This is a genomic window from Arenibacter sp. P308M17 (genome assembly GCF_003426735.1).
Classification (GTDB): Bacteria; Bacteroidota; Bacteroidia; order Flavobacteriales; family Flavobacteriaceae; genus Arenibacter.
Genome location: NZ_QVON01000001.1, coordinates 108,046 through 122,261, shown reverse-complemented (window position 1 = coordinate 122,261; position 14,216 = coordinate 108,046). Strand labels below are relative to the sequence as shown.

The 14,216-nt window shown below is 40.7% G+C and carries 10 protein-coding genes; 2 read left to right on the top strand and 8 right to left on the bottom strand.

Going from position 1 to position 14,216, the window contains the following annotated elements; all coding sequences use genetic code 11:
• Positions 1–413 precede the first annotated feature (413 nt).
• The gene (locus tag D0S24_RS00545; RefSeq protein WP_117017916.1) at positions 414–3,950 is read left to right on the top strand and encodes a TraB/GumN family protein; all 3,537 of its coding nucleotides are present in this window, start codon (positions 414–416) and stop codon (positions 3,948–3,950) included.
• Between the two features lie 221 nt (positions 3,951–4,171).
• The gene (locus D0S24_RS00540) at positions 4,172–5,014 is read left to right on the top strand and encodes an N-acetylmuramoyl-L-alanine amidase-like domain-containing protein (RefSeq protein WP_117017915.1); all 843 of its coding nucleotides are present in this window, start codon (positions 4,172–4,174) and stop codon (positions 5,012–5,014) included.
• Positions 5,015–5,154: 140 nt separating this feature from the next.
• Here the strand turns inward: D0S24_RS00540 and D0S24_RS00535 are convergent, their stop codons facing one another.
• From D0S24_RS00535 to D0S24_RS00500, 8 genes are all read right to left on the bottom strand, one after another.
• Complete coding sequence (locus tag D0S24_RS00535; protein ID WP_117017913.1) at positions 5,155–6,942, bottom strand: SGNH/GDSL hydrolase family protein; 1,788 nt, start codon at positions 6,940–6,942, stop codon at positions 5,155–5,157.
• A gap of 87 nt (positions 6,943–7,029) precedes the next feature.
• Positions 7,030–8,295: a chloride channel protein gene (locus tag D0S24_RS00530; protein ID WP_117017912.1), complete on the bottom strand. Its 1,266-nt coding sequence runs from the start codon at positions 8,293–8,295 to the stop codon at positions 7,030–7,032.
• A 362-nt stretch (positions 8,296–8,657) separates the two neighbouring features.
• Positions 8,658–9,119, bottom strand: coding sequence for an FKBP-type peptidyl-prolyl cis-trans isomerase (locus D0S24_RS00525; RefSeq protein WP_117017911.1), 462 nt, complete (start codon positions 9,117–9,119; stop codon positions 8,658–8,660).
• Positions 9,120–9,278: 159 nt separating this feature from the next.
• Complete coding sequence (locus D0S24_RS00520) at positions 9,279–10,745, bottom strand: Gfo/Idh/MocA family protein (protein WP_117017910.1); 1,467 nt, start codon at positions 10,743–10,745, stop codon at positions 9,279–9,281.
• A gap of 497 nt (positions 10,746–11,242) precedes the next feature.
• Complete coding sequence (locus D0S24_RS00515) at positions 11,243–11,689, bottom strand: GNAT family N-acetyltransferase (RefSeq protein WP_117017908.1); 447 nt, start codon at positions 11,687–11,689, stop codon at positions 11,243–11,245.
• A gap of 70 nt (positions 11,690–11,759) precedes the next feature.
• Positions 11,760–12,080: a glycoside hydrolase family 16 protein gene (locus tag D0S24_RS00510; RefSeq protein ID WP_117017907.1), complete on the bottom strand. Its 321-nt coding sequence runs from the start codon at positions 12,078–12,080 to the stop codon at positions 11,760–11,762.
• 142 nt (positions 12,081–12,222) lie between these two features.
• Complete coding sequence (locus D0S24_RS00505) at positions 12,223–13,032, bottom strand: ThuA domain-containing protein (RefSeq protein ID WP_251795666.1); 810 nt, start codon at positions 13,030–13,032, stop codon at positions 12,223–12,225.
• A 206-nt stretch (positions 13,033–13,238) separates the two neighbouring features.
• Complete coding sequence (locus tag D0S24_RS00500) at positions 13,239–14,129, bottom strand: helix-turn-helix transcriptional regulator (protein ID WP_117017904.1); 891 nt, start codon at positions 14,127–14,129, stop codon at positions 13,239–13,241.
• Positions 14,130–14,216 lie beyond the last annotated feature (87 nt).

Here is a 14,216-nt window from a genome sequence, read left to right as displayed (position 1 = left end):
TCGATGCAACAAAAATAACACATGCGGAGCAACTATAATTTAAATCCAATAAATAGTTTATCCATACTGAAATGGATAGGAACAATCTATGGGGCCTGGCTAAAGGATGTCCATCTTTAATACCATTAAGTATTTTATTTGAACGCCCCATTTTATATACGAATCGGCCACCATCCAGCGTTTAATAAGTACCATTGGAAAATGGTTAAGAGTAATGGGCAATATGCCGGCACCCAATTTTAACGTAAGTTCGAAGGACCATATTTTATTCGGAACTTACCAATAAATAGGCGCCTTAAATTTAAGTATGGCATGAAACATGGTGCTTGGTTACAAATAAAACGTTAATTATGCCCTATGCTTTTATTCCTAATGATTTTTGAAGCATTTTTATCTAAAATTTGAATTCTGGTATGCGTATTTACTTAGGTTTTCTTTTTCTAATGATTTCCCAGGGAATTGTGGCCCAGGAAGAAAACAGCCTTCTTTGGGAAATTTCGGGGAATGGTCTGAAAGAATCGTCCTATTTGTACGGAACCATGCACGTAAGTCAAAAAATTGCCTTTAGGCTGGACGATGTTTTTTATGAAGCCTTGGACAAGAGTGAAATTGTGGCATTGGAATCGGACCCGGATACCTGGCTGGAAGATTATGGGACCATACGTAGCAATGGCCTAGGTTATGGCACTGGATTTGTATCCAAGGGCTTCTACATCTACCCGTTTTCCATTAAAAACCCAAATAAGGAAATGGTCTCCTCCTATCTTGCGTTGGACGATCGTCTTGTGAACAATATTTTATACAGGACCAATGAAAGTTCCCAAAACTTTGAGGAAGAAACCTATCTGGACATGTTCATTTATCAGGCAGGGAAAAAGTATTCCAAGCCAATAAAGGCCTTGGAAGATTTAGAGGAATCCACTGCCTTGGTAGGTAGGGCCAATATGAATGCCATGAAACCCAAACCGGACGAATGGCTTCAGAAAAAAATGCAGACCCAGGATGTAATGTCGCTTTTGCAGGACGCTTATAGGGAACGCAATATAAATCTTATAGATTCCCTAGATCAGGCCATGTATACGGAGTACTATTTGCAGAATATGCTCTACGCCCGCAACAGGAATATGGTAAAAAGGTTGGATTCCTTAATGCATACCGCAAAAGTATTTGCTGCAATAGGGGCTGCCCATCTTCCCGGGAAAAAGGGGGTTATACAGCTCCTTGACGATATGGGATACCAAGTTAAACCGCTAAGCTCCAGATTTACCTATAAAGGACGGGGCCTAAAAGATTCCTTGGAAGCCAAAATTCTCAGCAATGAATATCGTACAAGGACTCCTGATGACGGGCTCTTTAGCCTTCTTCTGCCCAACAAGCTATATCCCATAGTAGAATATACCAATACCACTTATATTTCACCAGATTTGGCCAATGGCAGCTATATTATGGTAAATCGCATTCCTACTTTTAGTTATTTAAAAAAAGAATTTACCTACTCCCTGGACGATGTGGATAAACTACTGTTCGAGAATATTCCGGGTAAGATCCTTGAAAAGACGAAAATTGAACACGGGGTATATCCAGGTCTGGATATAAAAAACCAAATAAAAAATGGTGATTTTCAACGATATCATATCTACATCACCCCCTTGGAAATACTTATTTTTAAAATGAGCGGGCAGGGGGATTATGTAGTACAACATTCCGATACGATTTTTAACAGCATCAAATTCAAAGATTTAGAAAAAAAACGAACGGTACTTTCTTCGGAATTCGATGACTTTGAAGTTGAAATGCCCTCCATTTACAATTTTACCAATCGCCATAGAAATGGCAATCGCTTTATTGAGGCAGTGGACCCGGAAACCTCCTCCTATTTCTTTCTGAAAAAAGCCACTCTCAACGATTTTAATTTTATTGAGCAGGACACCTTTGAACTAAAACAAATCCAAACCAGATTTTATCAAGATCTGAAATTGGAGCCGGAATATGGTCCATTTGATGACCAAAGCCTAACTTCCTCCGCCAAGTTTGATTCCGGCGGTTTAAAAAAACTTTATTTAAAGACCATTATCTGGGGAAACAACTACTATTTGTTGGGCAGTGTAACCAGGGATAGCACCGGAGCAATGCAGTATTTCAGGTCTTTTAAGGTCCGAAAACCAAATTATACCGAAGAGTTTAAAAAAATTAGGGATACCGCTTTATTTTTTACTACCTATAGCCCCATTGAACCCCAAAAATTTGTAGAAAACAGCAATAATTACTTCGAACGCCATAAAAAGCCAAAACCCTACAGCGCCTATACCAAGAAATCCGTATATCAGAATAAAAATAATGAGGCCATTTTGGTTACGGTAAACAAGGCCCATGATTTCCTAATGTTTCCCAATATAGACTCGGTATGGCAACTACGGAGAAAGTTGTACCGCCAAAACACCTTTAATATAATTCGGGAAGAACGTCCGGAATACAATGACAAATACCATGAAATAAACCTAACGCTGACAGATACGGCCAGTACCAGGGGAATAATGATAAAGAACATCGTTAAGGGCGGCCTACTGTACGAAGTGAAGGCATTGATAGATACCATTAAGCCCCCAAGTAAATTCGTTACGGATTTTTTTAACAATTTCACCCCTTTGGATACGCTTGTTGGCTCCTCTATCCTAAGCGATAAAACCCACGATTTCTTTAGAGCTATTAGACAGAACGACAGTATTGTTCATGACGGGTACACGTTTTTAAAGTTCAATAAAAAGCACGTGGATTCCCTCAAATACTATATATCGGAATTCAACTTTAAGGACAATCAGAAATACCTTCAGGCCCATTTGATACAAAAACTGGCCGAAATGCCGGACGTAGATGTTACCCGATTTTTTGAGAACTACTATGCGAGGTCTTACAGCAACTCCAAGGCACAAACAAAGATCCTACAGGCCATAAGCAAAAATCAGAATGAAGCCTCACTGGAACTTCTCCTAAGCCTTATGTCCAAAGATCTGCCCTTGGTATCCAGCAAGCAGGAGATTCAAAATATTTTCCAGCCCTATCTGGATAGTCTGCCCCTGGCCCGCAAGCTATTTCCAGAAATTCTGGACTACAGTGCCATAGAGGAATACAAATCCCCCATTTTTTCAATGCTTGCGAAGCTTAACGCCCGCGGACTGATAAAACCCAAAAGCTACAAGAAATATAAGAATCAGATCTTAAATGACGCCAAGATCCAATTAAAAAGACAGTTGGGCCTTTCTATGGACCAATTGAATGAGGAGTCGTCCAGTAGTAGTCCCCGTGACAATAATTATGATATCCTGGAAAACTATGCGGTATTGCTTTACCCCTTTATCAAAGAAACCGAAGTAGCCCTTTTTTTTCAACGCCTTTCAACGGTAAACGACCCACAAATCCAAATTTCATACATCTCCCTACTGGTAAAGAATGAGGAAAATCCTTTCGACGGAAAAAATAAAATACCAAAAAGTCTAATAATGTCCTTGGCAGAAAATGCAGATACCCGCTTACTGCTGTTTGAAAAACTACAACACATAGGGAAACTGAATTATTTCCCTTCCCACTATAGAAGCCAAAAGGCCATAGCAGAATCCATTCTATACAATACCCAAAAACTAAGCCCTGAACAGCACTCCATTGAATATATTAGCACCCAAAAAATGTACTATCCGTCTACGGATTATCAGAGCTACTTCTTTAAAGTAAAGGAAAAGGATAACTATACCAATAACATAAAAATCTATATGTTAGTGTTTCAAAATGCTGAACACATTCAACACAAACCCTACTATATTAACAAAGGTTTTACCATAGCCGATATTAATACGGAAGATGAGGTACTGGAATTAACTACCGAAGAGTATAATTTAAAGGACAGGGAACGTGCCATAGTGAACAATCCGTCGGCGTATCCCGGATTTTCCCACTAGATCGTACATAACATAAGTTGAGCCAATGTTTATTGGCAAAGGCTTTGGTATATTTACAAATCACATCCAAAAAAATCACAACAGGGAAATAGTGCTTCACTAGTCTGATTTCCCGGAAGGAGTAAAATATAAAATACTAATAAGTATTAAATATATATATTAAAATTATAACCAATTTATAAACAGATATATAATAAGTAAACATTAATCTTTTAATTAAAATGAAAACCATACTCCTATATCTCCTACTCCTCTACTTTATTCCTATTGTATCTGCCCAAAACCTTATTTGCTCCCCGCAGGACAAGGAAGCGTTCCATTCCAAAATGGAATTTATTTCAACTTTGGATACGGAAGACATTGGCGCCCATATGGTAACCGTTGGAAAATCGTTTATGGGAATTCCCTATGTAGCCAAAACCCTGGAAGTTGGGGAAACGGAATCTTTGGTCATTAATTTGCAGGGCCTGGATTGTACCACTTTTGTAGAAAATGTATTGGCCTTTGGACTGATGTTAAAAAGCCATAAAACAGATTTCGATTCCTATACCCAGAATTTGGAAACCATTCGGTACAAAGATGGCAAACTCAATGGCTATGCCTCAAGACTACACTATTTTTCGGAATGGATCGCCAACAATGAACAAAAAGGCCTTTTAAAAGATGTGACTTCCGAAATAGGAGGCATGGAAAGTAAAAAGGACATCAATTTTATGAGTACGCATCGGGAATTGTATCCATTTTTAAAAGACTCGGACAATTACATCAAAATTAAAGCCTCCGAAGAATTTTTGCGAAGGCAGTCCATTTGCATCCTGGCCCAGGATCAGATCGAAGCACAAGAGCATCTCATTAAATCCGGGGATATCATTGCCTTGGCCACCTCCATAAAAGGATTGGACATTACCCATACCGGCATCGCTACGAGGGAAGCCGATGGGAGGATACATTTGTTACATGCTTCCACTGGATCTATGGAGGTAGAAGTGTCGAAACTGCCTTTGACCGATTACCTAAAAAGCGTCAAGAACAATATTGGAATAATAGTGGTACGCCCGCAATAGGTCTATGAACCGTTTTCTTCTATTAAAAACTTTTTAAACGATATGCCCTGCCTTATTCCTGCCGACAAACAGTAGCATTGGAAGGCTTATAAGACCTTTAAATTATCCCCCTCAATTCTAAATAGGACAGGACATTACCTCTAGTTTTTACCCATCTCCAAAGCAAGCCTTAAGAGCTTGCCCAACTTACGGTACCCCTTGGCGTTGGGGTGCAGGCCATCCGAAAAAAGGCCGGCATCAATTTTTTGGTCCTTGCCCAATAGTGCACCGCCAATATCCACATAGTCCAAATTCTTTGAGTTTGCCAAGGAGGCTATTCCAGTATTTAAATCCATCATACGCTCCTCTTTTTCTTCCCTGGGAAACAACCCTAGTAATAGCACCCTGGCCTTGGGCTGTCTTACCTTAATGGCATTGACAAGCATTTCCAGTCCCTGCAATATCTCCCCGTTGGTATTGAGATGTTCGTTGTTGGTGCCTATCATAAGTACAATTTGCTCCGCTTCAAACCCATCCAATTCATCATGATATATACGCCATAGTACATTTTCTACCCTATCCCATCCAAACCCAAAATTCCTTAGCTGCAATTTGTCAAAATTGGCCTTCCAGGAATCGGCTCCATTGCTTAAAATGGCTTTTGGTGAACCGCCCCAATAATGGGTGATACTATTTCCTAAAAAACATATTTTTGGGGCCGACTCCCGGTTCATTTTTAGCAGTTCCTGATGGCGGCCCTCCCAATGGTACATTCCCGGCTCCCTGGCCTGGGTTACCGGAATGGTCGTTGCTACATCCCCAATAGGCTCCTTCAATATTTTGCGCAAGGCCATTTCATAGGCCAAGGCATATTCCATCATCCCCAAATCCGTAGGATGGGTGCCGTCTACAAAACTTTCCATGGACAGATTCAGTTCTTCCTTGGTCAATAAATAAATGTCCCTTACCCCTTCAGATTGCAATTGGGCCAAGGCCTCCTTGGCAATTCTATTCAAGTCCGTGAAGGTTTTGTAACGATCGGTATCCACGGCCCCATCGGAATATCCGTCGTGTTCCACCAACAAAATTGGCGTTTTGGGACGCCTTGCCCTTATCTGTTCTATCCCGGAAATAATAAGCTGCCGTACCTCATCCAACGACCGGTCCTTGGTGGCGCCCAAATTTGGCAAGCAATCCAGTACAAAGATTTTAGCATCTATATCCGTAATATAATTAATCACTTCCCCTTCCAGTCTCCCATTTCCGGAAAATGCCAAATTTATAAGGGGCCTATCCAATTTTCTCCCCAAAATAGAGGTCCATGCCATTCCAGGGCGCGAAGCGCAGGCTCCTTGTGCTATAGAGGTGCCATAGACCACTATGGGTTTCTCCTGCCGTAAAGGTAATGGCTCCAAAACCGTACCTTCCGGCACACCGATTTCCAACCACTCCACCTCATTGTACAATGGCAGGTACAATTGGTACTCCCTTCCCTTATCGTGGTATTTCCCATTGGGGTCGATGTTGGAGTATCGGTAACTAATGGTGTCCGCAAAGGAATAGTTCCCTCTATACCACCTCCATTCCCCATCACTGGTCTTGGCATAGAGATCCACGCCGCTGACTCCAGTTGCCGGCATATGGGGCATGGCATACTTCCCTTTCACTTTGTAGCGCACCGTGATCGATTTTGCATCGCTCCAAAACCTTATGGAGAGCCCTGCTGCATGTTTGGACAGGTTCCAGACCGCTTCGCGGACCACCCCTTCGGCCTGTTTTGGCAAACGGTGGTATATAGAAGCTTCCCCATCGGGCCATGCCCGGCCTTCCACGCCCAACGAATTGGATTCTGCAGGATTCCACCAAGAAATAAGGCTGTCTTCCTGGGCCATTGTAACTTGAAATAGCATAACTATTGCCCAAAAACTTAAAAGCGACTTTTTATCCATATGAACATATAATTAACTCTTACTTTTAATAGACATTCCGGCCTTCACTCCCTTACCTAGCCTCTTAACAATCATGATCATTGGATACTATTTTTCCATTTGGGAACTAATAAAAGGAATTTTAGGAGCTAAAAAATAGCCCGTAAGACTGGCAAACAAAATAGGGATAAAATAACCAAACCCTGTTAAAGTGGCCAAAAGAATTGTGGTACTCATAGGTGTTCTTGTAACACAGGCATTTATGGCGGCCATACAACTTATTATGGCCAGGGTAAGGTTAATTGTAGGGAACAATACATACAATATGGACCCCAAGCTAACCCCAACAAAAAATAAAGGAATTATAAATCCGCCGCGCCAACCGGATGTCACCGTAATGGCTATGGCCAATACCTTAAAAAACAAGATGGCAACAAGTGCATTTAATGATAAATCCTGTGCAAGCAATGTGTTAATTTCATGATGGCCAAAATATCTCGTCAAGGGAAAATAATAAGCTATGAGCCCTAAAAGAAATCCTCCTATCAAGGTTTTTACATAAATGGGAATAGGTCTCTTTTCAAAAATCAATTTAAAGAATTTGGTACAGTAAATAAATCCCCAGGCCACAAGTGTACCTACAGTAGCAAATATTACGGCATATAGGAAATCGAAGACACCAGCATATTCATATTCCGATAAATTCCAGATAGGACCTATCCCCAAATGGATGATCATTGCAAATACCACATAACTAAAACTACTGGCCACCAAAGCAGGAATAATGGCCTTATAATACTCTACGGCATGCTTGTGGTGAAGTATTTCCAAGGAAAACAAACTTCCTCCCAGGGGAGCTCCGAACAAGGCCGTAAAACCCGAAGCCATCCCAGCTATACTAAGGGATCTCAGTTCCTCCCCTTTTAACCGAAATATTTTTCCGAGCCAACTTCCTGTTGATCCTGTGACCTGTACCAAAGGTGCTTCAGGACCTAGGCTACCCCCTGAGGCCACACATAGCAGCGAGGATAATATCATGGAAGGATTGTTCTTGGGGTCCAACTTTCCCTTATTGAAACGAATGTTGTTTACAATAAGATGTATTTCGCCGGGATCTCCGATAAAATGAATTATAAGGCCCGCCAATAAACCTGCAATCGACATAAGGGGTATAACCTGCCACCCTTCAAAATAAGCCAATTTGTGCGTAAGGAACTCCAAAACGATCCAATATAAACCGGCAATGAATCCGCCTACCAAACCAAGAATGGCCCACAACAAAAAAGTGCGACTGAACACAAAGGGATTGAACCGAATGGGTTGGTCCAGGATATTCAGATAGGTAATCAGCTTTCTTCTTCGTTTTAGCTTCACTATTCGATAATTTTTTACAAAGGGATGCTTTGATCATCCAAACATTATTTTGAAACTTTAAATATAGGCACTTGATGGATAATGAAGAAGAATTTTAGGGAAGTAAACGTGATAATGGAAATTTGTGCCAAAAAAATTATTGATTTCCAGGGTTCCATTACAAACCCTATGGTCTGTAAAAGATGCTATTGTGCCGTTTAAAGTGCCCGGGTTGGTATATGGCCGATGAATTGTACACAAAGTCTGGTATTTAATTCGTATTCCAAAATGGACCAAAAGCAAAAACCAACCGAAAGGTTGGTCTATTGTTTGTCTGCTTACAAATGGGCATAAGCCAAAAAAAGAGTTAAAATAAAGTGTTTTTAATTCACTGAAATTAAGGAGACCTCAAAAATAAGTACCGAACCTCCAGGGATTCCTCTATAGTCCCTGCTTCCATATCCCAAATGTGCGGGCACCAAAAGTATTCCGCTCCCACCTTCCTTAAAATAGGTAATACCCTCTGTCCAACCTGCTATAACCCCATTCAAACTAAAAGTTATCCCCTCTGCACCACTTTGATCAAAGACCGATCCATTGAGAAAATAACCTTTATAGGCTACCGTTACATTGGAAGTGGCCACTGCCTGTGTTCCTGTCCCTTCTTCTTCAATTACGTAATAAAGTCCTGAACTGCTTCGTACGGCGCTTAAGTTATTGCTCTCAACATACGCCTGTATATCGGCTTCGTTCTTGGCAACATAATCAATGTCCTCCTCCGTTTTTTTATCGTTATCACAAGAAATAAAAAGCACTAGGGCCAAGGCAAAAAATGTATTCTTCATAGTTATTTTTTTAAGTGCCGAATATAACAAAATACCAAAGACCGCCTAAGGACCTTAGCCCTAAAAGTTTTATAAATTACCTATTGTTTAAAAACAAAAACACCCTTAAAACCTTATTAAAAAGTCTTTAAGGGTGTTCCGCTATATAGAATATATTATTTATACAACAAACCCTGGCCTGTAATTTCTTGTTACAAACTGATTTGCTTCCTCAAGATTGGTAATGCGCATGTTTTCTCCGTCCCAAAGTAATTTTTTACGGGCAAAGAACTCCATTTTTCCCTTCTCATTTTCTCTTTGCAACAAATAGCTGCGAATGGCAAGGTTCCCCATTAGAACGGTCTCTGTCATAGGTCCTGCATAGTCAAAGGAAGATGTTAGGCCAAGATGTTCCTTACTGCCAAAACCGGCCTTACAGGCATCTATCCATAAACGTTGATGTCCATATTCCGGTTCCTCATTTGGTTCCACTTCCGGTCCAAAATCCGTAGAGCCATCGTTCATATATAACTTTGGCATCAAAGGGGAACTATCGTTGATATTGGTAGAAATAATTCCTTTTTCTCCTATCATCAACACCCCATTTTGACTTCCATGTCCCCCAATTTCATGGTCGGCCGGAATAATTTCCGGATGTGCAGGCCGTATACCTCCATCGCTCCAGGTCATCTCAATAGATGATTTGCTCTTTTCGGTTGCCCCAAAATGTAGGGTAATGAAGGAGGAAGCAGGACAGCCCTCCGGATGGTAGTCCGCGTTCCACATATTGGTATAAACCGCTCCCACGCTACATTCCGCATCCGTTGGGTATTTAAGTCCCAAGGTCCTAAAAGGAATGTCGATCAAGTGGCAGCCTACATCACCTAGCGCCCCGGTACCATACTCCCACCAACCTCTCCATCCGAAGGGATGTAAATTGGGAGTGTAAGGTTTAAATTCAGAAGGTCCCAACCATAGATCCCAGTTTAGGTCTTTGGGTTTGGCACTGGGATCCGGCTTAGGGAATGCGCCCCCTTGCGGCCAAACAGGCCTATTGGTCCACACCTGTACCTTGGATATCTTGCCCATTACTCCAGAATCTACCCATTTTTGGACCATGCCCAATAGTGGGTTGGAACCTCCCTGGTTTCCCATTTGGGTCACTATTTTCTTGCTCCTGGCCATCTCGGTCAGCATTCTTGCCTCCCGTATATTATGCGTCATAGGCTTTTGCACATACACATGGACCCCACGCTCCATGGCATATGCGGCAGCTGGCCCATGAACATGGTCCGGAGTGGATATGGTAACGGCATCGATCCCTTTTTCCTTGTCCAACATCTCCCTAAAATCGGCATAAAGCTTTGCTTTTGGGAAAAGTTCAACAGATTTTTTTGCCGATCCCGAGAAATCCACATCACATAAAGCAACTACTTTTTCCCTACCCCCTACAGAGGCATTACGAATATCACTGGCACCTTTTCCTCCGGCCCCTATGGCCGCTATGTTCAATCGGTCACTGGGAGCGGTATACCCAACTCCCCCCAATACATGCCTGGGCACAAAAAAGATGGAAGAGGCCATAGCTCCTTTTTTAATAAATGATCTGCGTGAATCCGCAGATGTATTGGGTTTTTCTTTCTTCATAATTGTTGATTATTACAGTTCATATTATTTATCCAATGCATTTCCAATTAAGAATATTCCTTTTATCCCCTCTTACATCCATTGCCTTCGGCAGGCTGTCCTTTCATAGCTTTACCCATATTGCATCCAATCCCAAACATTCCATATTGCTCCAAACCCCTAATTAAATCTATTGGGAAACAGCAAGATAAGACATATTGATAGACATATTCCCTGAGATTCTCTCAAAAACTACCAAAATTTTAACCCTCCCAAAAAAGCCCGATCCTGTAACCTTTTAATTAAAAGGAACCCCTCCATCACGATCGGTCCGGGTTATTCGTGCTGCATATTATTCGTAAACTATTTGGATCCCGCCTCAACCCTACATCGCCCAAAAACAAATCATTCCCCATTTTGGGGCATATCCGGCAAATGTAATGGATATGTATCGGATCAGGAGTTATCCCTTACATCAGGAGGCAAGGTTGCTGTCTATTTTATATGGATATAACATTTTAGCCCTTTTTAATCAAAGCTTTGGTTTTAAGCACGTAAATGCGACTCTCTTTTTCCTTAAAACCTAAACTTTTATATAGATTAATGGCCTCTATTCGTTTATCTGCGCTAAAAAGAAGTATTTCGGTAAGGCCCTTCTCCTTTCCCAATTCCACCAATTTTTCCATAAGTTTTCTGCCAATCCCTTGACCCCTATGTGCCACATCCACTATCACATCCTCAACCCAACCCTTGATTCCGGATATTACCGTATAGGTGCACATTAAGGCCATTCCCAAGACCTTATCACCTTCCTTGCAATATACTAGGCATATAGGATTTTCTGGGTCGAGTACCTGTTTCAGATTGATCTGTTTTATATCGGCATTCAATTGGCGGAACAATCCGGCTAGCTGTTGTTCCATATCCGGGTTGATATCGGACTCTTGTAATAAAGCTATTTTCATGGGCTTTCTTAAAGCTACAACCTCCAAAATTTCGGAGCTACTATTTACAAATTTAATTAAACTTATCCAGTTATTCCCAATACCCTTTTGTCTTTTGGTAACCCTTTACATAGTCGACCATAAAAACATCCGGAAAAATCGTTTTTAATATCTCCTCCCTTTTGCCGGGATATTCCATGCTCAAGATCATATATTCCTCAATATTGGAGATTCCGGCCGTAACCTCATAATACTTATGCCCATCCACATAAAAAATATATTTGTCAGGGAACCATTCCAGACCAAAAGTATGAAACCCCAAACTCACCCCTTTGCTATAACTCTGCATTCCCTTGGTAGATTGTTGAAATGGTAATGCACAAAAAAAGTCCTGCAAGATTATTACCGACACTTAATAAATTTGGTGTTGGTTGATTGGGTGTCGATAAAACCTTGCAGGACTACATTAAAGGTTGGTGGTTATTAAAAATACAAAGTATTGGTATAAAACTTTGTCTTGTACATGCCCTAGTAGCATTGACACTATACTAGAATCAATCCCTCTTCAGGCAATATTCGATTCCGCCGACCAAATGTTGACGGAAATTAAGGTCGTCGAAAGCTTCTTCCGTATGTCCTAATCCCGTATAAAAGGCACGGCCGCCATCATACTCATGGTACCAGGCAATGGGGTGGTTATCCCCGTTCTTACCACCCTCATAAGAGCTTTCATCCAGTTTCATAAGAACATGAACTTCCGGATTAATATTTTTATAATTGTACCATTCATCGAAATGTGTCCAAATATCGGCCAAATGTTTGGTTGATGCATGCTTGCGGTCAACTACGTCTATCGTCGCCGTTTGTTGTTTGGGGTGGCTCAAGAAATATGCCCCCACTAATTTGTTGTACCATGGCCATTCATATTCCGTGTCCGCCGCAGCATGAACTCCCATAAAACTACCGCCCTCCTGTATGTATTTTTCAAAGGCCGATTGTTGCTCGTCGCCCAATACATCCATAGTGGTATTTAAAAAAACCACCAATTTAAATTTTTTCAGATTTTCATTATTAAATTGAAGTGAATCCTCGGTATGGGTTACTGCAAAATTATTGGCTACCCCTAATTTTACAAAGGTGGCTACCCCTTTTTCTATTGACTTATGACGGAAACCATTGGTTTTGGAAAATACCAATACCCGATCCTTGGCCAAGATGTTGGAAGAAATGATTTTTTCTGGCACTTCTACCGGACTATTGTGCAAATTGGGATTTAACGTAACTTCTTCCTGAATTTTGGTGCTACCACATCCAATCATGACCAAAAGAGGAATTAAAGCAATAGTACATTTATTTAAGAGCATAAAAATTTTGGATTATCAATTTAAAGTACTAAATATCTAAAATTTACTGCAACATAACACAAAAATTAATATAATTTATAAAATAAACCATAGTTCCCACAATATCACACCAACTTGTTAGAAATAAAAATCCCTGTTGTTTAGGGAACACCATAGAGCGGAAAACGGGAATATCGTGGCATGAGGTGCAACAAATTACGGCCAAATTACCCATTGGCCAAGGACATTAAATATTTTTTTGGAGTGGTACTGTATTTTTTCTTGAAAGCCGCTATAAAGTGACTTGACGTACTATAACCCACTTTTAAGCCTACCTCATTGACGTTGTGCTTGCCGGATTCCAACATTTTACGGGAGTATTCCATTTTATAATCGAACAGAAAACTGTAAACAGAGTCCCCATAAATTTGCTTAAAGCCTTCCTTCAACTTCTTGAGGCTAAGCCCAATTTCTTCCGACAGATCTTGTAGACTGGGTGGTTCTGCCATTCTGGTAATAATTATTTCCTTGGCCTTTCTAATGCGCTTAACGTTATCCTCGTCCACCAAAAAAGGACATTGTTCCATATCGGCATCCTGGCTCTTGTTAAAATAGAGCGAAATTAGTTCATAGACCTTCCCCTTTATATATAGCTCCTTTATGGAACGATGAAGGTTGTAATTCATAACCTGACTCAATACAACGGCTATGGCAGGAGATACCGCCTCCTGGGAATAGTACTTTTTATCTTTATTTTCCTGGCTCAAAAAAGGTATATAATCCGCTTCCTTGGAAAACAGGGAATGGAATTTTCGGATGGTCATAATGATAGAGACCATCCAGGAATTGGCATTTAAAACAAGGTTAAGAGGCAGATCCAACTGGGTATTATACAAAAGGAGGGAGTTATCCTCATTAACATCCAAGGCATACCTTCCTTCATTGAATACGAACTTTGCACTGCCCTTTAAACAGAAATGAAACTGAATAAAGGAACTATCTATTTCTCTGGCAACCCTCTCGTTATGAATACCATCATTCTGAATTTTCAACACATAGAACCCGTCTTCGATCAATACTTCCTCGAAAGACCCTTGAGCGATATTTTCTTCCTCCATGTCCAGATTATTTTAAAGTTATCTATTTAGAAAGATTCTAAATTATCTTTAATTGGAATTCCCCCAACACCGCTAAAATATACCATT